General features: G+C 72.5%; 22 protein-coding genes and 1 pseudogene. 8 read left to right on the top strand and 15 right to left on the bottom strand.

The window, feature by feature from the left end:
* Positions 1–82 precede the first annotated feature (82 nt).
* The 8 genes from OG928_RS09810 to OG928_RS09775 all read right to left on the bottom strand — a co-directional run bounded on the left by OG928_RS09810 (position 83) and on the right by OG928_RS09775 (position 11658).
* Complete coding sequence (locus OG928_RS09810) at positions 83–1855, bottom strand: ABC transporter ATP-binding protein (RefSeq protein WP_406281765.1); 1773 nt, start codon at positions 1853–1855, stop codon at positions 83–85.
* Between the two features lie 246 nt (positions 1856–2101).
* Positions 2102–2239 (bottom strand): VenA family class IV lanthipeptide, encoded by a 138-nt coding sequence (locus OG928_RS09805; RefSeq protein WP_406281762.1) that lies wholly within the window; start codon positions 2237–2239, stop codon positions 2102–2104.
* 79 nt (positions 2240–2318) lie between these two features.
* Complete coding sequence (locus OG928_RS09800; protein WP_406290876.1) at positions 2319–4136, bottom strand: alpha/beta hydrolase family protein; 1818 nt, start codon at positions 4134–4136, stop codon at positions 2319–2321.
* Positions 4137–4141: 5 nt separating this feature from the next.
* On the bottom strand, positions 4142–6976 hold the full coding sequence (gene lanL, locus OG928_RS09795; RefSeq protein WP_406281759.1) for a class IV lanthionine synthetase LanL: 2835 nt from the start codon (positions 6974–6976) through the stop codon (positions 4142–4144).
* Positions 6977–7316: 340 nt separating this feature from the next.
* Entirely contained in the window at positions 7317–7988 is a 672-nt protein-coding gene (locus OG928_RS09790; protein WP_406281756.1) for a response regulator, read from the bottom strand.
* Positions 7985–9256 (bottom strand): sensor histidine kinase, encoded by a 1272-nt coding sequence (locus tag OG928_RS09785; protein ID WP_406281753.1) that lies wholly within the window; start codon positions 9254–9256, stop codon positions 7985–7987. The genes OG928_RS09790 and OG928_RS09785 overlap by 4 nt, the downstream gene beginning before the upstream one ends.
* Before the next feature lie 86 nt (positions 9257–9342).
* Entirely contained in the window at positions 9343–10107 is a 765-nt protein-coding gene (locus tag OG928_RS09780) for an SDR family NAD(P)-dependent oxidoreductase (protein ID WP_406281750.1), read from the bottom strand.
* 90 nt (positions 10108–10197) lie between these two features.
* The gene (locus OG928_RS09775; protein WP_406281747.1) at positions 10198–11658 is read right to left on the bottom strand and encodes a PASTA domain-containing protein; all 1461 of its coding nucleotides are present in this window, start codon (positions 11656–11658) and stop codon (positions 10198–10200) included.
* 166 nt (positions 11659–11824) lie between these two features.
* Between OG928_RS09775 and OG928_RS09770 the strand changes: the two genes are divergently transcribed.
* The 3 genes from OG928_RS09770 (at position 11825) to OG928_RS09760 (ending at position 14654) form a co-directional block, all read left to right on the top strand.
* Positions 11825–12655 carry a Nif3-like dinuclear metal center hexameric protein gene (locus tag OG928_RS09770; protein ID WP_406281744.1) on the top strand — a complete coding sequence of 277 codons (831 nt, stop codon included), beginning with the start codon at positions 11825–11827 and terminating at the stop codon, positions 12653–12655.
* Positions 12656–12762: 107 nt separating this feature from the next.
* Positions 12763–13506, top strand: coding sequence for a zinc ribbon domain-containing protein (locus OG928_RS09765; RefSeq protein ID WP_406290875.1), 744 nt, complete (start codon positions 12763–12765; stop codon positions 13504–13506).
* On the top strand, positions 13503–14654 hold the full coding sequence (locus OG928_RS09760) for a bifunctional RNase H/acid phosphatase (protein WP_406281741.1): 1152 nt from the start codon (positions 13503–13505) through the stop codon (positions 14652–14654). Before OG928_RS09765 ends, OG928_RS09760 begins: the two co-directional genes overlap by 4 nt.
* 229 nt (positions 14655–14883) lie before the next feature.
* On the opposite strand, the gene OG928_RS09755 is transcribed toward OG928_RS09760, so the two are convergent.
* The 4 genes and pseudogenes from OG928_RS09755 to OG928_RS09740 form a co-directional block, all read right to left on the bottom strand.
* Complete coding sequence (locus tag OG928_RS09755) at positions 14884–16251, bottom strand: L-serine ammonia-lyase (protein WP_406281738.1); 1368 nt, start codon at positions 16249–16251, stop codon at positions 14884–14886.
* 123 nt (positions 16252–16374) lie between these two features.
* On the bottom strand, positions 16375–17313 hold the full coding sequence (locus tag OG928_RS09750) for a regulatory protein RecX (protein WP_406281735.1): 939 nt from the start codon (positions 17311–17313) through the stop codon (positions 16375–16377).
* Between the two features lie 25 nt (positions 17314–17338).
* Positions 17339–18352, bottom strand: a pseudogene (gene recA / locus OG928_RS09745) (recombinase RecA); the annotation flags it as partial.
* Positions 18353–18574: 222 nt separating this feature from the next.
* Positions 18575–18766, bottom strand: coding sequence for a hypothetical protein (locus OG928_RS09740; RefSeq protein ID WP_406281732.1), 192 nt, complete (start codon positions 18764–18766; stop codon positions 18575–18577).
* Between the two features lie 194 nt (positions 18767–18960).
* Between OG928_RS09740 and OG928_RS09735 the strand changes: the two genes are divergently transcribed.
* Entirely contained in the window at positions 18961–19572 is a 612-nt protein-coding gene (locus OG928_RS09735) for an NADPH-dependent FMN reductase (RefSeq protein ID WP_406281729.1), read from the top strand.
* Between the two features lie 153 nt (positions 19573–19725).
* On the opposite strand, the gene npdG is transcribed toward OG928_RS09735, so the two are convergent.
* Positions 19726–20418: an NADPH-dependent F420 reductase gene (gene npdG / locus OG928_RS09730; protein WP_406281726.1), complete on the bottom strand. Its 693-nt coding sequence runs from the start codon at positions 20416–20418 to the stop codon at positions 19726–19728.
* 143 nt (positions 20419–20561) lie between these two features.
* Between npdG and OG928_RS09725 the strand changes: the two genes are divergently transcribed.
* Both OG928_RS09725 and OG928_RS09720 read left to right on the top strand, forming a co-directional pair.
* Entirely contained in the window at positions 20562–21029 is a 468-nt protein-coding gene (locus OG928_RS09725) for a DUF1508 domain-containing protein (RefSeq protein WP_406281723.1), read from the top strand.
* Between the two features lie 180 nt (positions 21030–21209).
* The gene (locus OG928_RS09720) at positions 21210–21944 is read left to right on the top strand and encodes an MgtC/SapB family protein (protein ID WP_406281720.1); all 735 of its coding nucleotides are present in this window, start codon (positions 21210–21212) and stop codon (positions 21942–21944) included.
* Between the two features lie 21 nt (positions 21945–21965).
* Here the strand turns inward: OG928_RS09720 and OG928_RS09715 are convergent, their stop codons facing one another.
* Positions 21966–22184 carry a hypothetical protein gene (locus OG928_RS09715; protein ID WP_406281719.1) on the bottom strand — a complete coding sequence of 73 codons (219 nt, stop codon included), beginning with the start codon at positions 22182–22184 and terminating at the stop codon, positions 21966–21968.
* 110 nt (positions 22185–22294) lie between these two features.
* On the opposite strand from OG928_RS09715, the gene map reads away from it, so the two are divergent.
* Both map and OG928_RS09705 read left to right on the top strand, forming a co-directional pair.
* Positions 22295–23143: a type I methionyl aminopeptidase gene (map, locus tag OG928_RS09710; RefSeq protein ID WP_406281716.1), complete on the top strand. Its 849-nt coding sequence runs from the start codon at positions 22295–22297 to the stop codon at positions 23141–23143.
* A 78-nt stretch (positions 23144–23221) separates the two neighbouring features.
* Positions 23222–24181: a hypothetical protein gene (locus OG928_RS09705; protein ID WP_406281714.1), complete on the top strand. Its 960-nt coding sequence runs from the start codon at positions 23222–23224 to the stop codon at positions 24179–24181.
* Positions 24182–24215: 34 nt separating this feature from the next.
* Here OG928_RS09705 and OG928_RS09700 read toward each other — a convergent pair whose 3' ends face one another.
* Complete coding sequence (locus tag OG928_RS09700; RefSeq protein ID WP_406281711.1) at positions 24216–24905, bottom strand: bifunctional DNA primase/polymerase; 690 nt, start codon at positions 24903–24905, stop codon at positions 24216–24218.
* Positions 24906–25098: the final 193 nt, after the last annotated feature.

The following is a 25098-nucleotide window of genomic DNA, read 5'->3' as shown; positions in this document are numbered from 1 at the left end:
TCGCCGTAGAGCGCTCCCGAGGCGGATGCCCCCGAAGCGTCCCCGGGCGCGTCGGCCGGTCCGTCGTCCCCGGACCGTCCGCTCATCGGCCGGCACCCTTCGCCTGTGCCGTTCCCGTTGCCGATTCGGCGGCGGCGAACACCGCGCGATACGCCGGGTCACTCCACAGCTCCGCGTGCGTGCCCAGGGCTCGGATCCGGCCGGCGTCCAGCCAGGCCACGAGGTCCGCGTCGGCCGCCGCCGTCGCGCGGTGCGCCACGACCACACGCGTGCGGCCCGCGAGGTTGGCGCGGAACGCCTCGTGAATGCGGTGCTCGGTGACGGTGTCCAGGCCGCTGGTCGCGTCGTCGAGCACCAGTACGCGTGCGTCCTGGACCAACGCCCGGGCCAGGCCCAGGCGTTGCACCTCGCCGCCGGACAGTGCGAGCCCCGCGGCGCGGGTCGCGTAGCCGGCCGGCAACCTGCGGACGAAATCGTCCGCGAACGCCATCCGTGCCGCCCGGGTCACCGTCTCCGAGGCCACCCCGGGCCGCCCGTACGCGAGCGCGCCCTCGATGTCGGCGCCGACCAGCACCGGGCGCGGGAACGCGTACGCCACGCCCCGTCGCAACTCGCCGCGCGCGAGCCGGGTCACCGCGAGCCCGTCGAGCAACACCTCGCCCTCGTCCGGTTCGCGCAGCCGCCCGGCGAGTGCGGCCAGCGTCGACTTGCCCGACCCCGACGCGCCCACCAGGGCCACACACGCGCCCGCGGGCACGGTCAGGTCGATCCCGTCGAGCACCACCCGGCCCCCGTCCCGGCCCTGTACGCGCACCCCGCGAAAGACCAACTCGCCCCGTCCCGGCGGCAGGGTGCGGGCCGTGCCGTACGCGGCGGGCGCCACCGCGAGCAGCTCCGCCGCCCGCGCGCGCCCGGCCCGGGCGTGCGCGACCCCGACCAACGCCTCCACCTGCTCCAGGAATCCGAGCCCGAGCGCCGCGTACCCCGCCGCCGCGACCAACTGCCCCGGTGGGATCCGCCCCTCCGCGAGCAACCGGCCCGCGACCGCGAGCACGGCCAACTCGACCAGCGGCGCGAGCAACAGCACCTGCGCGACCGCGGTGCGCTGGGCCCGCCACAGGCCGTGTCCCGCCGCCGACAACTCGGGCAACGGGGCGAGCACCCGGGCGATTTCGCGATCACGGGTGCCGCAGGCCCGAATCGTCCGGGCGCCCGCGAGCGCATCGGTCAACCGGGCGGCGATCCCGCCCTGCACCACCTGATAGCGGGTGAACAGATCGGTCGCGCGGGTCATGAACAGCCGCACCACGAGCAGGCCCGGCAGCAGTCCGCCCAGGAACGCGACCGCGAGCCACGGATCGATCAACGCCAGTGCGACGATCCCGCCGATCGATGTCACCAGCGCGCCGAGCGTGCCGAGCAGAGCGGGCACCAGACCCGCCGCGTCGGGCGCCGAACCCACCAGGCGCGACGTCACATCGCCGGTGGGAAAAGGATTCCGTGCCCCCGTGCCGAGGTCGACGACGTGCGCCGCGAGCCCCCGCCGCAGCCGCGCGGTCAGCTCCGCGGCGAGCCCGGGCCCCGCGATCTCCACGACCACCCCCGCGAGCAGCCCGAGCGCGAGTACGGCCACGAGCCGTACGGTCGGCCCCGCGGCGGAGTCGCCGCGCACGATCGCGTCCACCGAACCGGCGACGGCCGCGGGCAACAGCAGCGCGGCGATCGAGCCGGTCGGGACGGCCAGGGCGAGGGCGAGGGTGGGTCCGGGCGCGGCGCGCGACGCGGCGCGGAAGCCGGTCCCGGTACGGTCCCCGCGCTCTCGGGCGGTCGGCGTGGCTATCGGTACATCGGCCACAGCGTGACTCCTCGGATGCGCGGACCGTTGAACGGATCGGTGAACGGGGTCCCAGGCACGCCGGCGATGGCACGGCGTCGCCGGCGACGGCGCGGGCACCGCCCGCGACATGTGCGCGGTCCGCGACACGCGCACCGCGACCCTTGGCCGCGACCGTGTTCGATTGCGATGCTGAGGACCGGCCCGGCGACCGGGAGCTCCTGATTCCGGCAGGAACTCCCGGTCCCGGGTTCGTGCGTGCCGGAACTAGCTGATCGTGAAGATCAGGCAGGTGATCAGCAGGCAGGTGAACTGACACCCGTTGCCGCCGTGACCGCCCAGCTCGACCGACTCGGTCTCGGGGAGCTGCTGCAGGGCCGCGAGGTCGGTCTCGATGTGCTCCATGGTGATTCTCCTTCGGGACGGTGCCGCCGGCGCGGGCGAATTCCCGCGACGGGTGGTGCGGGGCGATTCCCCCCTGTCGTCACACCCGGCCGGTTTGCAGGAAACCGGTCAGGCGCGCGTGGAGTTCGGGTGCCCCATCCCCGGCCAGGACCTCGTGGCCCAGACCGGGAAGCTCCAGGTAGCGAAAGTCGACGCCCTCGCCGCGACCGTGCCGCAGCAGCGTGTGCCGCAGGGCCCGGGACTGGCCGACCGGGATCGTGTCGTCCCGGTCGCCGTGCACGAACAGCAGCGGCACCGCGATGCGGTCGCACACCGCGACCACGTCGCGCGGCCCCTGCTCGTCGATGTATTCGGTGTCGCCCCCGAGCCGCGTCATCAGCGCGCGGATCGGCAACGACGCCTCGGCGATCAACCGCGGCCCGGACAGGAACGGCGCGACCGCGAGACAGCGCGACCACACGGCCGGCGCGAACGAGGCGGCCAGCAGCGCCAGGTAGGCGCCGTAGCTGACCCCGAACAGGGCCGGCGGCGCGAGCCCGAACGCGGCCCGCTCGGCGCCCAGCGTGCGCCCGATCGCGGTGATGTCGGCGAGGTCCGGGCCGCCCCACGCGCCGTACAGCTCGCGCGCGAACCGGGCGCCGTAGCCGGTGCTGCCGCGCTGGTTCGGCGCCACCACCGCGATGCCCGCCGCCGCGAGCTGTTGCAGGAGCGGGTCGAACTCGAACCGCCAGGCCGCGGCCGGACCGCCGTGCAGCGCCAACAGCACGTGCCGGGCGCTGCGCCAGTCCGGGCCGCCGTACACGATCGACTCGACCGGTCCGGTACCGCCGACCAGCAGCTCCAGATGTGCCGGTCGCCAGGTCGGCCGGTCCGCGTCGTCGAACCCGATGAACGGGCCCGGCTCGCCGTCCTGCCGCCACGATCCCGGTTGATCCGGGTCCAGCCGGGCCAGGCAACTCGGCCGATTCGGCGCCGAGAACGGGATCCGCAGCCCCTGCTCGGTCCATCGGCCGACCGCGCCCAGACAACCCTCCGGCGTCGCGACCTCGGTCAGCCTGCCGTCCTCGGGCGTCCACATCGCGAGCCGCGACGTCGCGCCCCGATCCAGCTGGAGCGCGACCCGCCGACCGTCCGGCGCGATGGCGATCGGCCGCAGCTGCGCGTCGGGGACGTGGACGACCTCGGGGAAGCGCACCTGTCCCGGCGGTTGCGACCGGTCGGCGGGCAGCCGGATCCAGCCGAGCCGGTCCGAACCGGGCGCGTCGCTGGCGATCACGAGCAGGCCGCTCACCGGATCGCAGAGCAGGAGTCGATCGTTGCTGTCGTCGGTCAGCTCCAGGAAGGGCCGCACCGTGGCGGTCTCGAAGTCGAGTGCGACGGTCTTGATCCGCCCCTCCCGCACCTCGTCCAGGGCGAGCCGACGACCGCCGGGATCGAGCCAGACCCCACCGCTGTACAGGCCGGACAGCTCGGCCGCGGGATCGAGCCGGCCGTCCTCGCGGACCAGCCAGATCGTGGTCGAGGGGGTGGTGTCCGCGCCGAGCGCGATCGCGATCGCGTCCGGACCGGGATAGGGCAGCAGCCGCAGACCCGGCAGCCGAATCGTGGTCAGATGCCGTTCGGTGCCCGCCGCGTCGGCCTCCAAGAGGGCCAGGTCGTGCCGACCCGGCTCGTGCCGACACACCAGCACCCGCCCGTCGGGCAGCGCGAGCAACTGCGTGTGCAGCCGCTCGGGCGCGCCCGTGCCGACCGGCAGCGCGCCGCTCGCCCGGCCCGGCCGCAGCGACCAGGACTCGACCCGCCAGGTGCCGTCGCCCGGCGTGGCCAGGCACGCCGCGTGCCCGCCGTCGGCCGAGAACGACCAGCTGATCCGCCGCAGCGGCCGAGTCGACACCATCGTGCTCACGCGTCCTCACCGTCCAACCACAGCCGAGTGCCGCCGTGGCCGAGCCGCAGCAGGAAGCCGATCACACCTGCGGTGCCGGTCCCGTACGAGGCCGACGTGCCGATCGCGGTCTCGTCGGCCGGCACCCGCAGCCCGTCGATCAGCGCGGTACGGGCTCGGAGCTGGTCCGCGAGCTCGCCGGCGTGGGCGCGATAGGTGGCGTCGCCGAGCAGCTCGGCGAGGTCGAGCAGGAACTCGCCGTTGCCCGCGAGGCCGTGGCAGGCCGTCGTACCCGAATGCCACCGGGCCCGCCGGACCGCCGCGCCGGCCCGCTCGGCGAGGTCGCGGTGCTGCGGATCGCCGTCGGCCCGCCACAACCGGACCAGGAACGTGCCCACGCCGGCCGAACCGCTGCACCAGTAGGCCAGCCGCACGTCGGCCGGATCGCCGGGGCCCTGCGGCCACCACGCCTCGTCGCCCCGACCCCGCACCGTCCGGGTGAGCGTGCGCGCCGCGGCCCGCGCGCCGTCGAGGTAGCCCTCGCGCCCGGTGGCGAGCGCGGCGTCGAGCAGGAACGTGCCCACGCCGGCGACGCCGTGCGCGAAGCCCAGGTGCGCCACCCCCGCGAGCCGCGAGTCGAAGTCCCGCGGCACCGGCCACAGGGTCAGGTCGCCGGCCTGCCGAGCCGCGCCGAGCAGCGCGTCGGCACACGCGACCGTGCGCTGCCGGAACCGCTCGTCGCCGGTCGCCCGCCACATCCGGGCCTGGAGCAGACCGGCCCCGGCGGCGCCGTGGCAGACGTCCGGATTGGGCCACGTGATCGGTACCCGTAACGCCAGGTCGGCCGCGTCGGCGGCGAGTTCGTCGTCGCCGAGCAGGGCCGCGGCGGCGGACAGCGCCCACGCGGTCCCCGACCGGCCGAAGTGCAGGCCCGGCAGCACCACCGGCTCGGCCGCCGCGCGATCGCGCAGCCACTTCGCGCCGTCCTCGACCGCGCGGTGCAGCGTGTACCGCAGCCGCGGCTCCAGCGTCGTCGTGTGCGCGGCCCGGGCCAGCACACCCAGCACCCCGGCCGCGCCGTACTGCACGCTGCACGGGTCCATCGTGGCGGCCCCCGCCGTCATCGGCCACAGCCGATCGACCCGCCCCGGCGTCATCGTCGCGACCAGGTGCGCGAGCCCGTCCAGGAGCAGCCCGTCGTCCTCGGGCGGCTGCGGGTGCGGCGGGACCTTGTCGCCCTCGGTGTCCGGATGCGGGCGCGGCCCGTCCGGTTCGTCCTGGCGACTCGCTCCGGCGTCGTCGTCGAGTTCGGCGGGCAGGCCCGCGACGAAGTCGCGCAACCGCTCCGGCGACCACCGCAGCGCGGGATCCTCGTGCCACAGGCCGCGGATCGCGGGCGCGAGTTCGGCCGCCGTCCCGCCGTGCCGCACCGCCAAGTCCAGCCACGCGCCCAGGCGTTCCGACGTGCCGCGGCTCGATCCGACGTCCTCGGGCAGCGCGGGGTCGGCGCCGGTCGCCAGCAGGAAGAACAGGCCGCCCAGGCTGTACAGGTCGGCCGCGGGCGTCACCGTGTGCCCGCCGTCCACCGTCGCGCGCTGTTCGGGCGCCCGATAGCCGGGGGTGCCCGCCGCGCCGGCCCGCGAGCCGATCTCGGCGGCCAGCTCCAGGTCCACGAGCCGCAGTGTGTCGTCCGGCCCGACCAGCACGTTCGTCGGCGACAGGTCACGCACGACCAGACCCTCGCCGTGCACGATCGCGACCAGCCGGACCAGCCCCTCGACGATCGTCCGGGCCCGCTGCCACGGCACGTCGGGGTCCTGCGCGTGTTGCGTGACCCAGGCGCGCAACGGCACGCCCACCACCCGTTCCTGGGCCAGGAAGACCGTCTCGGCCTCCTCCACCAGCGCCACGTGCCGGGGCGTGACACCGGTGTGCGCGAGCCGGCGCATCACCACCGCCTCGTGCCGCAGCGCGGCGCACGCGTCGCGGCCCGAGCGGTCCACCTCGATGTGCGCGCGGGCCTGCTTGACCACGACGTCGGTGTCGTCGGTGGTGTCCTTGCCGAGGAAGACGCCGCCCTTGGCCGAGTGCCGCAGGGCCGCGGTGACCGCGAACCGGCCGGCGATCAGCACACCGGAGGGCCGGGCCGCGGCGGGCGCGGCCGGGGCCGAACGAGCCCGCTTCAGCAGCGGATCGGGTGCCCACGGCGGCGGCGTGAACCACGCCTCGCGGGTGTCGTCGACGGCGACCCCGTCGGGGTCGGTGAGCACCGCGCGGTAGCCCCCGTCGTTGCCGAGCACGGCGCGTTGCCCGAATCCGCCGTAGCGGTAGTGCACGACGCTGCCGGGTCGACACGGCCGGTCGGACAGGATGCCCGGGCCGGTCAGCTCGCGCGTCACCTCGTCGAGCGCGTCCACCAGCTCCATGAACTGCTCGTCGTCGTCGGGGTAGACCGTGATGAACTTGCCGGCCGAAGCCCGGTCCGCCTCCCGGGAGTTGAGCAGCCGCAGCCGCTCGACGTCACCGGCGAACTTGAACGCGACCCGGCGCGGCAGCACCACGTCGCAGACCCGACCGAGCACGTGCGGGGCGTCCCCGGTCCGCGCGCTGACGTGGATCTTCCATCCCTGGGCCCGGACCGTGTGGCCGGGCGGGCGCACGGTGCACCAGAAGTCGTCGGAGCGCACGTCCCAGTCGGCGCCGGGTTCGGCTGCGGGCCGGTCGTGATCCTGTTCCCGGGCACCGACCGCATGGCGATCGAGCGCCGCACGGACGCGGTCGACCAGGTTCGTACCCGGCGCGCCGTGGCTGCCGATGCGCTCCGCACGGTGCCCACGAGTCGTCGTAGCCATCCCTGGACTTCCCCCTCGACTGCGCCCTGGCGCCCCGCTCGACGACGCGCCTCGCGCTCGTCGACCGGTGCCCGGAAACGGTTGCCGGCCGACCGTTGTGACTCGGTCGTCGGCTTGGTCGTCCCGCCCCGGATCGCTCCCCCCGGCGGGACGGCATGACCGTACGCAGCGCGTTCGGGCCGGCTCAACGAGTTGCGGCCCCCTTCACCCCTTTGAGTGAAGTGACCTGTGTTCAGGGTTGGTTGGTCGGTTGATCTGCATATTTCCCGATCTCGCGGATAACGGCAGGTCAGAGCGCCGCCATGGCGACAACCATGCGGCTGGGGATGGGCTGATCGGGTTACCGGTCGGTTCCCGGTTGCCGAGCCAGGATCGCGGCCTGGACCCGGCTCCGCAGGCCCAGTTTGGTCAGGATCCGACTCACGTGCGTCTTCGCGGTGGCCTCCGCCATGTCGAGCTGTTCGGCGATCTGCTGGTTCGACAGACCCCGTCCCAGACACGCCAGTACGTCGCGCTCGCGCGGGGTGAGCGACGCGAGCGCCTCGGACGACACGTCGGGCACGTCGCCCGCACGGGCGGGCGCGGGGCTCGCGAACGCGGAGATCAGTCGGCGGGTGACCTCGGGCGCGACGAAGCCGTCCCCGCGGGCGACCAGCCGGACCGCCTCGACCAGTCGATCGGCGTCGACGGTCTTGAGCAGGAAGCCCGCCGCGCCCGCGCGCAGCGCGCCGAACACGTACTCGTCGAGGTCGAAGGTGGTCAGGACCAGCACGTCCAGACCCTCGGCGGTCAGCTCACGGGTCGCGCTGATCCCGTCCAGGCGCGGCATCCGCACGTCCATCAGCACGACGTCCGGCCGCAGCGCGCGGGCCAGCGCGACCGCGTCCTCGCCGTCGGCCGCCTGACCGACCACCTCGATGCCCGGTGCCGCGTCCAGGATCAGCACCAGACCGGCCCGGACCGCCCCCTGGTCCTCGGCGACCAGCACCCGCAATGTCCCGGTGTCGCTCACGCGGCCCCATCCTTCGGTCTCGTCGAGGCGGCGACTCCCGGGTCCGGCGCGCCGAGCACCACGTCGGCACCGCACGGGAGTTCGGCGCGCACGTGCCACCGGCCCGCGCGCGGGCCCGCCTCGAACACGCCGCCGAGCAGCGAGACGCGTTCGGACATGCCGACCAGTCCGGCGCGGGCGCCGGGCAGCCGGGTCACGTGATCGGGGTCGATCCCGTTGTCGCTGGTGATCACCACATCATCCGCCCGGTACGCGAAGACCAGGCGCAACTCCTGCGGCGTGGCGTGCTTGAGCGCGTTCGTGAGCGTCTCCTGGACCACCCGGTACGCCGCGAGGTCCACCGGCGTGGGCAACTCGCGCACCACTCCGGTGACCTCGATGTCCACGATCAGGCCCGCGCGGCGCACGTGTTCGACGAGTCGGTCGGTCTCGGCCAGGCGAGGCACCGACACCGGCTCCTCGGGCGAATTGTCCGAGCGCAGCAGACCGATCATCCGGCGCATCTCGGTCAGGCCCTGCACGCTGCTCTCGCGGATCACCTCCAACGTCTCGCGCAGCCGCGCCTCGTCGAGGCTCTTGACCGAGAGCGCCGCGGTGGACTGGACGGCCACCGCGCTCAGGTGGTTGGCGATCACGTCGTGCAACTCGCGTGCCATCCGGGCCCGTTCGGCGGCCACCGCGGCCTGGTGGTCGAGTTCCGCGAGCCGCGCGGTCTGGGCCGCGCGCAGCCGTTCCACCTCGGCCTTCTCGCGGTGCTCGCGCACCGAGAAGCCGGTGAGCACGGGGGAGAGGCCGACCAGGCCGATGTACAGGATGGCCAGCACGAACGTCCGGAAACTCTGGGTGATCGCCCAGATCGCGCCCGCGCCGAGCAGCATGATCGCGCCGTTGCCGTAGAGCAGGCGCAGGGCGAGTTGGGAACTGCCGTACACCGAGGCGGCGTAGAGCACGTCCGACCACATGACCAGCGCGCCGACGGACGGCCCGAACGCGATGTCCACGATCACCGCGATCGCGCCGAAGAACAGCGTGAAGCGCGGTGACGTGCTGCGATGGCACTCCGCGACGCCGAGCAGGACGAGCGGGAGCAGACGCAGCCAGGGGGAGGGCTGCCAGGCTCCCCAGTTCACGTAGGCGTGACTCGCGAGCACGAAGAGGGCCGCCAGGAACACGACGCCGCCGATCGCGCAGTCGCGGCGGATCGGCGGCGCGAGGCCGGGGAGATGGAACGGCACGGGTCGGCGCCAGACAGCGGTCGGATCGCTCACGGCCCCATCCCAACATCATTGGGGCGGGGGTGACGACTGCGGGCGGTATCGGCCGATCGAGTCGTCCCGATTCGGCCTGGATACGACTACTTCGGCTGGAAGCGAATTCCGCCGTCGAGTCGGATCACCTCGGCGTTGAGGTAGCTGTTGGTCAGCAGTTCGAGGGCGAGCGACGCGAACTCGTCCGGGACGCCCATCCGCTTGGGGAACAGCACCTGCTGCCCGAGGGTGTCCTTGACCGCCTGCGGGGCCGCCGCGAACAGCGCGGTGTCCATCGTGCCGGGCGCGATGGTGTTGACGCGGACGCCGATCGCGGACAGGTCGCGCGCGACCGGCAGCGTCATCCCGGCGACGCCGGCCTTGGACGCGCCGTACGCGGCCTGGCCGATCTGGCCGTCGAAGGCCGCGACCGACGCGGTGCACACGATCGCGCCGCGCTCGCCGTCGGCCTGGGGGTCGACCCGGGCCATCGCGGCGGCGGCCAGGCGCACCGCGTTGAAGGTGCCGATCAGGTTCAGCCGGACGATGAACTCGAACGAGGCCAGCGGGTGCGGCTCGCCGTCGCGCGCGACGGTGCGGGTCGCCATCCCGGTGCCCGCGCACGACACGAGCGCGCGCAGCGGGGCGACGCCGACGGCCGCGTCCACGGCCGCCTGTACCTGCTCCTCGTCCGTGACGTCGGTCGCGACGAAGACCCCGCCGATCTCGGCGGCGACCGCCTTGCCGCGTGCCTCGTTCTTGTCCGCGATCACGACCGCGGTGCCGCCGGCCGCGAGCCGGCGCGCGGTGGCCTCGCCGAGCCCGGAGGCCCCGCCGGTGACGATCGCGGAAGCACCTGTGAGGTCCAGCATGAGCGTTCTCCCCTCGCACTTTCTTGACTGAGGCAAGTTATGCCATGAGGGGCACGCGGGGCCAGTGACTCGGCGGTGCCAGGCGGAGGCTCACCCGCATTCGAGCGGCACCGTGACCGAGACGGAGCTGCCCACCGACACCTCGACGCCCTGCCGCGGCTGCTGGCTCGTGATCAGGCAGGTGGACTGCTCGTGGTCGGCGACCAGGGACAGACCCGATTCCCGCAACCGGGCCCGGGCGCCGTCCACGGTCAGTCGGGTGACCGCCGGGACCTCGGTGGTCGGGGGCGCGCTCGTGGGCGCCGGCTTCGCCACCGTCAGGGTCACCGTCGAGCCGTTCGGCACGAGCTTCCCGGCGGCCGGGTCGCTGCCGATCACCGTGTCGGGCGCCGCGGACGAGACGACCTCCTCGACCGCCGCCCGCAGGCCGACCGCGCGCAGTCGCGCCGTCGCCTCGGAGGTCGAGCGGCCGACGACCACGGGGACCGCCGTCTGCTGCGGCGCGGCCGACGTCGAGGCCGCCGCGCCGGACATCACCACGAGGATCTCCGCCTTGTCCCGGTCCACCTTCCGACCCGCCGCCGGATCGGTCGAGGCGATCGTCCCGCCCGTGCCCCGGACCGTCCCCCGGAAGCCCTTCTCCCGCAGCAGTGCCACGCCCTGCGCCTCGGTCATCCCGACCACGTTCGGCACGGTCAGCTTCCCGGGTGCGCTCGTGCTCGGCGAAGCCGAGTCGGAGGCGTCCGGGGTGCTGGTCACCGGCGCCTCGTTGGTCGGGTCGCCGGTCGGCCGCGTGCTGCCCGAGGACTGTGCGGAAGGGCCCACACTCGTCTTCGCGGCCGGCTTCTTGTCGCCGCCCGAGCCCGCCATCGCCATGCCGACGAGCAGGGCCACCACGATCGCGGCCACCGTCGCGGCGGCCGCCCCGGCTATTCGGCCCTTGCGCCGGCCGCCCGACCGGTCGTCGTCGTACGGATCGACCGGTGCGCCCGCGGGCCGCGGCCGCCCGCCGGTGGGGTCGCGGTCCCGGTCGGTCGACACGACCCGGACCGAGAACGGCGCGCACGCCGCCACCCGCATGTCCCGCGTCGAGACCACCCGGATCGGGATGTCGCTCTCCTCGACGACCCGGGACGCCTCCTCGAACGCGCTGCCGCCGCTGTCGGTGCCCACGTCGCCGAGCCCGAAGAGGCTGCTCGGCGCGAGCGATTCCGCGATGTCGTGGGGCACCGTGTAGATGATCGTCCAGACCCGCTCCTCGCCCGGGTACACATCGGGCGGTCCGGCGGTGTCCAGGCCGATCCGGCGGCCGGCGTCCCTGGGCACCTCGGGGTCGTAGCGATCCGGGGCGCTGCCCGCGTTGCGCAGCGTCAGCGTCACCACGACCGTCTCGCCGGGCGCCGCGGTGATCCGCCGGGGCTCGCACCACGCCTGCACCGCGCAGGCCGGGTCGCCCATGCGCTGCCCGTGCAGATCGGTGCCGCACTGCTCGCCCGGACAGTAGGCGTCGGTCTCCAGGTAGGGCGTGCCGCACAGCAGACAGTGCACCATCGTCGTCGTCCCCCTCGTCGTCGTACGACGCGAGCCTGCCTACCGCACAAACCCTTCCGGCGGGGGGCAGTTCGCAGAATCGGTGGGCATCCACGTGCGGTGCGTCACCGGTCGCCCGGGATGCCCGAATCCGGACCGGCGACCGCGGAGAGGTAATCTCGCCCTCGTGCCCAAGCTCTCCGACGTCGTCACCGCCCTCGAACGGATCTACCACCCCGATTGGGCCGAATCCTGGGACGCGGTCGGGCTCGTCTGTGGTGACCCGGACGCCGACGTGCGCTCGGTGATGTTCGCCGTCGACCCTACACAGGCGGTCGCGGACGAGGCCCTGGCCCGCGGCGCCGACCTCTTGATCACGCACCACCCGCTGTTCCTGCGCGGGGTGCACTCGGTCGCCGCGACCGGCTTCAAGGGCCGCGTCGTGCACAGGCTGATCACCGGCGGCTGCGCCCTGCACGTGGCGCACACCAACGCCGACTCGGCGGCGCCGGGCGTCTCCGACGCGCTGGCCGCGGCCCTCGGGCTCACCGTCACCGGACCGCTGGACCCGGCCCCGGCCGACCCGAGCGAGTGCCGGGGCATCGGCCGGATCGGCGAATTGGCCGTGCCGGAACCGCTCGCCGCGTTCGCCGCCCGAGCCGCCCGTGCCCTGCCCGGCACCGCGACCGGCCTGCGCGTGGCCGGCGACCCGAACCGCCTCGTGCGCACCGTCGCGGTGTGCGGCGGCGCGGGCGACAGCCTCTTCGACGCGGTCCGCCGCAGCGGCGTCGACCTGTACGTCACCGCCGATCTGCGGCACCACCCGGCCTCCGAGGCGCTCGAACACGGCGGCCCCGCGCTGCTCGATGCCCCACACTGGGCCACCGAGTGGCCGTGGCTGGCGTACGCGGCCGACGAACTGACCCGTGCGCTCGCCGCGTCCGGGGCTACGGTGGAGACCTACGTGTCGGAACTCGTCACGGATCCGTGGACGTTCCACACACCACAGCACCGATAGCCCGATCCGGAGCGCCCGGGGACACCCGGCCCCGCGGCGATCCACCCGCATGGCAACACCGCAAGCCCGAAGCATCGACGAAGCAAGAAGCACCCAAGGAGCCCCCGCTGAACGCCGCGCCCGCCGACCAGCTCCGCCTGCTCGACCTCCAGGCCCTCGACTCGCGAATCGATCTGCTCGCCCACAAGAAGCGCACGTTGCCCGAGAACGAGGAGATCGACCGCCTCGGCTCCCGGCTCGCCCGGTTGCGCGACCTGGTCGTCGCCGGCGAGACCGAGGAGAGCGACGCGGCCCGCGACCAGACCAAGGCCGAGCACGACGTCGACCAGGTCCGCACGCGCGCCGAACGCGACCAGCAGCGGCTCGACTCGGGCCACGTCACCTCGCCCAAGGACCTGGAGAACCTCCAGCGCGAGGTGGCCTCGCTCGCCAAGCGCCAGGGTGACCTCGAAGAGGTCGTCCTGGAAGTCATGGAGCACCGCGAGGACATCCAGGGCCGGCTCGCGAAGCTGGTCGCCGAGCGCGACGAGGCCCAGGCCGCCCGGGACGCCGCCGAGGTCCGGCGGGTCGCCGCCGAGGCCGAGATCGACGCCGAGGTCGTCGCGATCACCAAGCAGCGCGGGGTCATCGCGACCGCGATCCCGGCCGACCTGATGAAGATGTACGAGAAGATCCGCGAGCAGTCGCACGGTGTGGCGGTGGCGCCGCTGTTCCAGCGCCGCTGCGAGGGCTGCCGGCTCGAACTGGGCATCACCGACCTCGGTGCGATCCGCGCCGCCAAGCCGGACGCGATCGTGCGTTGCGAGAACTGCCGGCGCATCCTCGTCCGCACGGCCGAGTCGGGCCTGTGAGGTTCGTCGTCGAGGCCGACGGTGGTTCCCGGGGCAACCCGGGCCCGGCGGCCTACGGTGCGCTCGTGCGCGACGCCGACACCGGTGAGGTGCTGCACGAGGTCGCCGAGGCGATCGGCGTGGCCACCAACAACGTGGCCGAGTACCGCGGTCTGATCGCCGGTCTGACCGCGGCGTACGCGATCGACCCGACGGCGAGCGTCGAGGTGCGGGCCGACTCCAAGCTCGTGGTCGAGCAGATGTCCGGCCGCTGGAAGATCAAGCACGCCGACATGCGCGACCTCGCGAGCAAGGCCCGCGGCGTCTACCCGCCCGGGCAGGTCACGTACACGTGGATCCCGCGCGAGCAGAACAAGTACGCCGACCGGCTCGCCAACGAGGCGATGGACGCGGCGGCCAAGGGCCGGCCGTGGACCCCGCAGGAGTCGACCGCGTTCGCGACCCCCAGGGCCGCGGCGCCGGTCGCCGCCGAGCCGGCCCCGACCAAGCCGCGCCCGACCGCCCCCGGCTGGGGCCCGGACCTGGGCAGCCCGACCACGCTCGTGCTGCTGCGGCACGGCGAGACCCTGCTCACGCCGCAGAAGCGCTTCTCCGGCACCGGCGCCGACCCGGACCTGTCCGAGCGCGGTCGATGGCAGGCCGCGCGCGCGGCCGAGGCGCTCGCCGAGCGCGGCACGATCGACGCGATCGTGTCGTCGCCGCTCGGCCGCTGCCGACAGACCGCCGAGGCGGTCGCGCAGCGGCTCGGCATCCCGGTGCGCGAGGAGCCCGGCTTTCGCGAGACCGACTTCGGCGTGTGGGAGGGCCTGACCTTCGCCGAGGCCCGCGAGCAGACCCCCGACGCCCTCGACGCGTGGCTGACCTCTCCCGACGCGGCCCCGCCCGGCGGCGAGAGCTTCACCGAGGTGGCCCGCCGGGTCGAGGTCGCCCGGGACAAGACGATCGCGCGCTACCCGGGCAAGACCGTCCTGGTGGTCACGCACGTGACCCCGATCAAGACCCTGGTCCGGATCGCGCTGGGCGCGCCGGCCGAGTCGATGTTCAGGATGGAACTGTCGGCGGCGGCGATCAGCGCGGTCCAGTGGTGGTCCGACGGCAACTCGTCGCTGCGGGTCTTCAACGAGACCGCGCACCTGCGCGGGGCCTGACCCGAAGGTGTCGATCGAACAATAGTTTGACGGCGCCCTCGTGGTGTGGCTATAGTCGGAAGTGCCTTCAGCGTGCCCGCCAGTAGGAATCCGGGCGGACCACGCGGAGGACCAAACTTCCGAAGGCCCCGAGTCCGATTCCGGACTCGGGGCCTTCGACTTGTGCGGCCTTCGACTTATCCGGGCCGGTTCCCGGCCGCGGTGCGAAGGTGCCGGGTCGGCAGCCGGGTCAGCACTCGATGATGTTGACGGCGAGGCCGCCGCGGGCGGTCTCCTTGTACTTCGTCTTCATGTCGGCGCCGGTCTCCTTCATGGTCTTGATGACCTTGTCGAGGGACACGTGGTGCCGGCCGTCCCCGCGCAGTGCCAGGTGGGTGGCGGTCACCGCCTTGACGCCGGCCATGCCGTTGCGCTCGATGCACGGGATCTGCACGAGGCCGCCCACCGGGTCGCAGGTCAGACCCAGGTTGTGCTCCATGCCGATCTCCGCCGCGTTCTCCACCTGCTCCGGCGTCGCGCCGAGCACCTCCGCCAGGCCGCCGGCGGCCATCGCGCACGCCGAGCCGACCTCGCCCTGACAGCCGACCTCCGCACCCGAGATCGACGCGTTCTCCTTGAACAGCATCCCGATCGCCCCCGCCGCGAGCAGGAAGCGGACCACGCCGTCGTCGTCCGCGCCCGGCACGGTGGCCATGTAGTGGTGCAGCACCGCCGGGATGATCCCCGCCGCGCCATTGGTCGGCGCGGTGACGACCCGGCCGCCGGCGGCGTTCTCCTCGTTCACCGCCATCGCCCACACGGTCACCCACTCCATGGCGTGCGTGGACCGCTCACCCTCCGCCCGAAGCGTGCGGGCCGTCCGGCAGGCTCGGCGGCGCACCTTCAATCCGCCGGGGAGGATGCCCTCGTTCGCCAGGCCGTTGGCGACGCACTCGCGCATGACGTTCCAGATCTCCAGCAACTCCGCGCGGACCTCGGCCTCGGTGCGCCACGCGGTCTCGTTCGCCAGCATCAATCCGGACACCGACAACCCGGTCTCGCGGGTCAACCGCAACAGCTCGTCACCGGTCCGGAAGGGGTAGCGCAGGACGGTGTCGTCGGGCTTGACCCGATCCGCGCCCACCGCGTCCTCGTCCACGACGAAGCCGCCGCCGACCGAGTAGTAGGTCTTCGACAACAACTCCACCCCGTCGGCGTCCCGCGCCCACGCCGTCATCCCGTTCGCGTGGTAGGGCAGCGACTTCCGCCGGTGCAGCACCAAGTCACGATCGCCGTCGAAGGCGATGTCGTGCACGCCGAGCAAACGCAGCATCCCCGACTCGCGGATCCGGGCGAGTTCCGGGTCGACCTCGTCGGGGTCCACGGTGCGCGGCGAGTAGCCCTCCAGGCCGAGCAGGACCGCGCGCGGCGTGCCGTGCCCGTGGCCCGTGGCACCCAGGGAGCCGTACAACTCGACCCGGACGGAGGCGACCCGATCGAGGACGCCCTCGGTCTTGAGTCGTTGTGCGAACATGCGCGCGGCGCGCATGGGGCCCACCGTGTGGGAGCTCGACGGGCCGATCCCGATCGAGAACATGTCGAACACACTGATCGCCAAGGCGGATGGCCCTTCAAGCGGACGGCTGGGACGCATACGCGCCGGCGGACCTGCTTATGGCCGTCCGGCGACTCGTACAACGGTCCCAGGCTAGGTCACCGGCCGGCGCGACGGAGGCCGGGTTCAGGCCGGCCCGTCCCAGGCCCCCCACGGCGTCGCGTCCTCGTCGCCCTCGGTGTCGGACTCGGCCTCCTGGGCCAGGGCGTCGCGGACGACCCGGACGGCCAGGCCCTCGCCGTATCCCTTGCGCGCGAGCATGCCCGCCAGTCGGCGAATGCGCTTGTCCCGGTCCAGGCCGCGCGTGCCCGGCAGCCGTCGGGCCACCAGTGCCCTGGCCGTCTCCAGTTCCTGTTCGGGGTCGAGTCGGGCGACCGCCTCGTCCACCACGACGGCGTCGACCCCGCGCTGTCGCAACTCGCGCGCGAGCGCACGCCCGGCCAGCCCCTTGCCCGTGTGCCGAGTGTTGACCCACGCGTCGGCGAAGGCCGTGTCGTCGATGAGTCCCACGTCGGTGAATCGGCCGAGGACGTGCTCCGCGACGTCGTCGGGCACCTCTCGGCGGCGCAACGCGTCGGCCAGCTGCGACCGGGTGCGTGCGCGCCCCGTGAGCAGCCGCAGGCAGATGGCCCGCGCGGTGGCCTCCGGGTCGGCGGGCGCTTCGGGACCCGCGTCGGCGTCGTCCGCCCCGCGGCGGGCCCGGCCCCGAGTCCCGGCCCGATCCCGCTTGTCCCGTCTTCCCCTGCCGCCCTCGGACCGCCGACCGGCGGCCCGTTCGTACTCCCCCGAGTCGGTGTCTCCCGGGGCACCGTCCCCCGGGTCGTCGTCCGTCACGTCGTCGTCCACCGGGTGACCGGCACCCGGCTCGCGCACTCCCGAGCCGCGCTCCCCCGAGCCACGCCTGGTCCGACCGGCACCGATCCGACTACCGCCGGTCGAGCCGCGGGCCATCGCGGCGTCGAGCGCGGCGCGCAGTTCGGCGGCGTCGACGGGAGGGGAGACGGGTCCGGCTTCGGCCCCGTCTCCCCACGTGTTCGACCACCCACCGGCAGGGCGACGACCCACGAACTCAGCCTTCCTCGGGTTCCGCTTCCGCCGGGACGTCGACCCGCGGGCCCACACCCAGCTTCTCCTTGATCTTCTTCTCGATCTCGTCGGAGAGGTCGGGGTTGTCCTTGAGGAACTTCCGGGCGTTCTCCTTGCCCTGACCGAGCTGGTCGCCCTCGTACGTGTACCAGGCGCCCGACTTGCGCACGAAGCCGTGCTCCACGCCCATGTCGATCAGGCCGCCCTCACGGCTGATGCCGATGCCGTAGAGGATGTCGAACTCGGCCTGCTTGAACGGCGACGCGAGCTTGTTCTTGACGACCTTGACGCGGGTGCGGTTGCCGACCGCCTCGGTGCCGTCCTTGAGCGTCTCGATCCGCCGGATGTCCAGTCGCACCGACGCGTAGAACTTCAGCGCGCGACCACCGGTGGTGGTCTCGGGCGAGCCGAACATCACGCCGATCTTCTCGCGCAGCTGGTTGATGAACAGCGCGGTGGTGTTCGTCTGGCTCAGCGCACCGGTGATCTTCCGGAGCGCCTGGCTCATCAGTCGGGCCTGGAGGCCGACGTGCGAGTCGCCCATCTCGCCCTCGATCTCGGCGCGCGGCACGAGCGCCGCCACCGAGTCGATCACGATGATGTCGACCGCGCCGGAGCGCGTCAGCATGTCGACGATCTCCAGGGCCTGCTCGCCGGTGTCCGGCTGCGAGACCAGGAGGGCGTCGGTGTCGACGCCCAGCTTCTTCGCGTACTCGGGGTCGAGCGCGTGCTCGGCGTCGACGATCGCCGCGATGCCGCCGGCCCGCTGCACGCTCGCGATGGCGTGCAGCGCGAGGCTCGTCTTACCGGAGCCTTCCGGGCCGTAGACCTCGACGACGCGACCCCGGGGGAGGCCGCCGATGCCCAGTGCCACGTCGAGCGCGATCGAGCCGGTGGGAATGATCTCGATCGGTGCGCGCGCCTCGTCGCCGAGACGCATCACCGAACCCTTCCCGAACTGCCGTTCAATTTGGGCGAGGGCGTTCTCCAACGCCTTCTCGCGGTCCTGTCCTGCCATGCCTGCCGCCGCCTTGCCGGTCTGTGGTGTTCGCTTCACACCTGGAACGCTAACCCGTCGCACCGACACCGAGAGGCGACCGGCGCACATCTGTGGACAACTGCGGCTCAAAGCCTAACCCGAACCTTTGTTCGAACGCGATGCCGACACGCCATCGAACACCGGGATCCACCCCGACGGGGGATGCCCTGCGGACGGAAAAACCCGGGTGATCGGCTGGGGTCAGGCCTGCGTGGCGAGCTCGCGCGCGCGGCGCGTCCGATGCCGGCGCATGTAGTAGAGCGCGAAGTTCCCGTCCAGGGCCGCGAGCAGCACGAACGGGACGCCGAGCCAGCTCCCGCCCACGAAGGCCACCACGGCGGCGGCGAGCGCCAGAACGCACACGATCACGGCGAGGACGGCAATGCGGGGCATGGCGAGGGGCTCCAGACGCGAGACGAGGCAGGGCGACGACGTGACCATTGTCGCCCCGCCGACCGCGACTCCCGCCCGGCCCGGGGTCGACGGGAATGCCGAGGCGGGACGGGAAGTTGAACATGCAACAAGCTCGCGCTATGTTGTTCAACATTCAACAAAACCGTATCGCCCGTCTGCCACGGAGGCCCTCCATGACCCGCGTCCTCGCCATCTCCGGTTCGCTGCGCGCCGCGTCGTTCAACACCGCGCTGCTGAACGCGTTCCAGCCGTTCGCGCCCGAAGGCATGCAGATCGAGGTGTACAAGGGCCTGGACGACCTGCCGCACTTCAACCAGGACCTCGAGGCCAATCCGCCGGCCTCGGTGGTGCGCTTCCGCGAGGCGATCGCCGAGGCGGACGGCCTGATCATCGCCACCCCGGAGTACAACCGCAGCCTGCCGGGCGTGCTGAAGAACGCCCTCGACTGGGCCTCGCGTCCGTACGCCCAGGGCGTGCTGGCCGGCAAGTCGATCGTCGCGATCTCGGCCTCCCCGGGCGTCCAGGGCGGCATCCGCGCGCTGATCCAGCTCAAGACCCTGCTGCGCGACCTGAACAACTTCGTCGTCTCCGGCCCGGAGATCTCGGTCCCCGAGGTGCACACCCGGCTCGGCGTCGAGGCCGACGTGCAGCACGTCCTCACCGACCCGGCGACCGCCGGCATGGTCCAGCACGTGCTGGCCGGTCTGCGGGACGCGATCGACAACAACGCCGGCGGGCTGGTCTCGCGCCCGCTGAACAACTGGGCGGCGTCGCTCGCGGGGTGACCCCGGCAATACCGAGGCACGGCGAAACGGCGTGAGGCCCCGCACATCATCCGATGTGCGGGGCCTCACGCCGTTCCGGCCGATTCCGGCCGTCGCCGCCCGTTTCGGTCGGGTGCGGTCGGTGCTTCGCGTGCGCCGTCGGGCGTGCGCGACTCACACGTCGGTGACGCGCAGTCCGGCGTGCGCCTTGTACCGGCGGTTGGTCGAGATGAGGTTGGCGGTGAGTCCCTCGACCTGACGCGCGTTGCGCAGTCGGCCGGCGTACACCCCGCGCATGCCGGGGATCCGCGACGCGAGCGCCTGCACCGTGTCGGTGGCGTCCCGCTTGTCGCCGAGCACCATGATGTCGGTGTCGAGCGACTCGACGTTCGGGTCGAGCAGCAGCACGGCGGAGACGTGGTGGAACGCGCCCACCACGAACGAGTCGGTGAGCACGGCGGCGGCCTGCTGGGCGGCGCTGCCCTCCTCGACGTCGAGCACGAACGCACCCTGCTTGTCGAAGCCCATCGGGTTCACGCAGTCGACGACGATCTTGCCCGCGAGTTCGGCCTTGAGGGCGACGAGCAGATCGCGGTGGCCTTCCCACGGAACGGCGACGATCACGATGTCGCTCTCGCTCGCACACGTGGCGTTGTCGGTGCCGCGGACACCGGCGCCGAGCTCCGCCGCGGCGGACGCGGCACGGTCGGCGCTGCGCGAGCCGATGATCACTTTCTGGCCGGCGACGGCCAGGCGGTACGCGAGGCCGCGGCCCTGCTCGCCGGTGCCACCGAGCACACCGACGACCAGATTGTCGATGTTCGGCAGGTCATGCGGGTCGCGCTTGGGGGACGAGGGGGTTGTCATGGCCGCGATCCTGCCGGCCGAAACCGCAGAGGACACGGGGTCTGCACCCGGATGCAGTCGAGGTCACAGTGGTTTTCGGCTGCGGAGGCCGATTCACCCTGAAATAGCACTTATATGTGACAAATGGGAGGAACCGTGTTTCTTTGGAAGAGAAAACTTTTCTTCTCTCCAAGGGAGACGCAGTGCCGGCCAAATTCATCATCACCAAGGGACGCACCGGGATGTTCGGCTTCACTCTGGAAGCCGGGAACGGTTCGACCGTCTTCAAGTCGCCGTCCTACGAAACCAGGCGCGCGGCCTTGACCGCCCTTCGCTACGTCCAGCGCAATGGCGACACCGAGGCGGTCGACGACCGCACCGTCGACGCCCCGATGCCGTCGAGGGCCAAGGCCCCGGCCCGGAAGACCCCGGTCGCCCGGACCGTCGCGAAGAAGCGCCCGACCCGGCGGACGGCGGTACGCAAGACCGCGTCGGCGAAAGCCGCGACCGCCAAGGCGCCGCCCCGAAAGGCGGGAACGCGGAAATCCGCGGCCAAACCCGCGGTAACTCGAAAGGGTGTATCCAGGACGGGCCGCTCGGTTAAGCGAACCCCGGCGAGATCCCGCGCCTGACGCCCGCCCACCCCTCCCTTGATCGCCGGTTTCCGGACCCACGCCCGTAACCCACTACTCCGTATGGGGTCGTAGCGTGCAAGGACGGGAATGCGATCAAGAAGTCCCGGGACTTCGGTCCCGGGCGGAGGAGGTGGGTGCGTGGGTTCCGGAACGACTCTGGCGGCTTGGACCACGGGGATGTCCCAGAGTCAGGGGTGGACCCAGTTCTCCGAACTGATGTTGTCGTTCGTGCTGTCGAGCGTCATCGGCGTCGAGCGCGAGGTGCGGCAGAAGAGCGCGGGTCTGCGCACCCACGCCCTGGTCGGCGTCGGGACCACGCTGTTCATGGAGATCTCCAAGTACGGCTTCACCGACGTACTGCCCGCGGGCCACGTCGGCTGGGACCCGTCCCGGATCGCCGCGCAGGTCGTGTCCGGGATCGGCTTCATCGGCGGCGGGCTGATCTTCGTCCGCCGCGACACGGTGCGCGGCCTGACCACCGCCGCCGTCGTGTGGTTGACCTGCGCGATCGGGATGGCGTGCGGTGCGGGCCTGCCCTACCTCGCGATCGGCGTCACCGCGCTGCACTTCGTGGTCGTGTACGGCTATCCGCCGATCATCCGCAGGATCGGCGGACCGCGGGACCGCGCGGCCGAGATCAGGATCACCTATCTGCCGGGGCACGGCGTGCTGTCCGCGGTCCTGGTCGCCTGTACGAGGGCCGGCTTCACCGTGGTGGACGTGTCGGTGCACAACCGCGACCAGGACGTCACCAAGGACCCCGGGGAGCCCGAGAGCATCGATCCCCGGGCCGCGGCGGTGGTGCTGCTCGTGGAGGGGGCCGCGGAGCCCACGGAGCTGGTGTCCGGCCTGTCCGAGCTGCCCGGTGTGCTCACTGTGGGCGGCGGTCGGGTCGCCGAGCCGGTGGAGTGACCCGCCCGCCGCGCGGACGGCTCAGCGGCGTCCGGGGTCGTTCCAGTGGGGGTCGTTCTCCCAGACCTGATTGCGGGTCTTGGCGATCTCCAACGCGTTCGCCGCCTCCTGGCGGGTGGCGTACGGTCCGAGCCGGTCACGCGCCGCGCACTCCGGCCCCTCTTCGACCGTCCCGTGCTTGAGGCAGTAGTACCACTCGCCGGCCCGGCCCTCGGGCTTGCGCCACAGTCTGAACTTCACGGCCCATCCTCCGCCCACTCGATGTGCTGCTGTCGTGTCGAGTCGTATCGAGTCGTATCGAGTCGTATCGATCGGTGCCCCGGTCACGGCGCCGGCTACACTCGCTGGTTATGGCGATTCTCGTACCCGGTAAGGCGACCCCCATCCGCTCCGTTCCCGCCGACATCCCGCGGCCGGAGTATGTCGGGAAGCCGGCACCGACCCCGTACACCGGGCCCGAGGTGCAGGACGCCGAGACGATCGAGCGGATGCGCGTCGCCGGCCGGATCGCCGCGGGCGCCATGGAGGCCGCCGCCGCGCACATCGCCCCCGGGGTGACCACCGACGAGTTGGACAAGGTCGCGCACGAGTACGTCCTGGACCACAACGCCTACCCCTCCTGCCTGGGCTACCGGGGCTTCCCGAAGACCATCTGCACCTCGATCAACGAGGTGATCTGCCACGGGATCCCGGACAGCACCCGGCTGAGCGACGGCGACATCGTCAACATCGACGTCACCGTGTTCATCGGCGGCGTGCACGGCGACACCGACGCGACCTACCTCGTGGGCGACGTGGACGAGGAGTCGAAGCTGCTCGTCGAGCGCACCCGCGAGGCGCTGAACCGCGGCATCAAGGCGGTCCGGCCGGGTCGCCAGATCAACGTGATCGGCCGGGTCATCGAGTCCTACGCGAAGCGCTTCGGCTACGGCGTGGTCCGCGACTTCACCGGGCACGGCATCAACAGCTCGTTCCACTCCGGCCTGATCATCCCGCACTACGACGACCCGCGGGCGACCACGGTGATGGAGCCGGGGATGACGTTCACGATCGAGCCGATGCTGACCCTGGGCACCTACGACTACGACATGTGGGACGACGGCTGGACCGTGGTCACCCAGGACCGCAAGCGCACCGCGCAGTTCGAGCACACCCTCGTGGTCACCGACTCCGGCGCCGAGGTACTGACGGTCGCGTAGCCGCCGCCCGGGGCGCGGGCAGTATGGTTTCGCGAGATCTCCTCCTGCCCGCTCCCCTGGAAGAGTTGCCGAGTACCGATGCGCATATCCCGCGCGGTGGCCACGGCCGCCGCCCTGCTCGTGACGGCGCTCGTCGCGACCGGTTGTGTCACCGTCAACGGTTCCACCACGCCCGTCGAGGGCCTGGACAAGCGCGAGGCCCAGGCGGTGCTGCGCGACTACGACGTGCAGAACGGCCAGGCCTACGCGAACCGCGACCTCGCCCTGAACGCCCGGGCCGAGAGCGGCTCGCTCGGCGTGCTCGACCAGGCCGCGCTGAAGATCCTGACCGCCACCGACCCGCACGGCACCCGGGGCAAGACCCCGGTGCTGCACGAGCGTCCCGACTTCCTGATCCCCAAGGTCGTGGGGTGGCCCAAGTGGTTCGCCGTGCAGACCACGCCGAACTACACCAACGCCAAGCCGCAGTTGCTCGTGTTCGTCAAGGCGAACCCGGACGCCCCGTGGCAGGCCGCGTGGGGGCCGACCCTGCAGAGCCCGCTGCCCGACGTGGCGCGCGACGCGGACGGCTACGTCGAGCAGGTCTCCTTGACCGAGGCCGGGCTCGCCGCCGCGCCCGGCGAACTGGCGCCCGCGCTGGCCGATTACCTCAAGGACGGCAAGACCCGAGCCGAGCTGTTCGCCCCCAACTCCTATACCGCGCAGCTGCGCAAGCAGCGCGAGGACCCGATCGGCGAGGGCTTCGTCAAGCAGAGTGTGGACTCGGTGGCCGGCCAGTTCCCGCCACTGGCGCTGCGCGCCAAGGACGGCGGCGCCATCGTCCTGTTCGCGCTCCAGCACAGCGTCAAGCTCACCGTGCAACCGCCGCGTCGGCTCGGCGACGTCGACCCCTCGACGCTGTCGTTCCTGCCGGGCAAGCCGAGCACGGCGCTCACCGAGCACCGGCTGTCGGAGTACGTCGCGATCGTGCCGAAGGCGGGCGCCCAGGTGCAGCTGGTCGGCTGGATGTACGGCCTGGTGGGCGCCGACGGCGAATGAGGCCGGACGAGGCGGACGAGCCCGCGGGCGGCGGCTACATCCAGTGCCCGTCGCCGGCCGTCGCCCCCACGGTGTCGCACGCGTCGGTGAGCGCGTCGAGCACGCGCAGCGGGTCGGGCAGCGGCAGTTCGGGGCCGCGGATCCAGCGCACGGGCTGCCCCGACGGATGTTGTGAGGACGGGACGAGCACGTAGCTGCCGCGGCAGTGCCAGCGCAGCCCCGGGTGCGCGTCGAGCGTCTCGGGGTGGCAGTCGAGTTCGCACGGCCACCACTCGTCCTCGTCGGCGGGGGTGCCGCGGGTCGCGGTGAAGAACAGCGTGCGCTCCGGGCCACAGGACGCGACCGGGCCGATCTCGATGCCCTGCTCGGCGAACGCCGCGAGCGCGATCTCGCCGGCCCGCGCCGGCACGTCCAGCACGTCGTGCCCGGTGCCGGTGGCGGTGACGAAGTTGGCCTCGGGGAACAGCTCCAGCCAGCGCGCCACCTGTACCGGATCGGTGGACGCCTGGGTCTGCCACGCGAACGAGACCGGATGCATGCCCGGCGACGGACAGCCCACGCGGTCGCACGAACAACCGAATCCGACCGGATGGGCGGCCGGACAGACGGGCCAGCCGCGCTCGACCAGGTCCATGAGCAGTCCGGCCCGCCGGTCGCGCAGGGCGTCCGGGTCCTCACGCGGTCGACGGCGCAGCCATCCGGCCATTCTGCCCATTCGCTCCATGGAACCCCTTCTTCCGCGTGCGTTTCGTGCGCGCCCCACACGGCGCCTCTGCGTATACAACGCGGAAAACCGGTTCGGGCAATCCCCATCTTCGCGGGTCGCCCAAGTCGATGTGCCGACCGGGTTCGGAGGTGATCGGAATGACACCTGCCCGGCACCGTGGACCCGCGAGAAATGTACATCGCGGATCGCT

The organism is Embleya sp. NBC_00896 (assembly GCF_045207785.1).
In the GTDB taxonomy this organism is placed as follows: domain Bacteria; phylum Actinomycetota; class Actinomycetes; order Streptomycetales; family Streptomycetaceae; genus Embleya.
The sequence above is the reverse complement of the archived record's forward strand: the minus strand, read 5'-3'. Positions and strand labels throughout refer to the sequence as shown.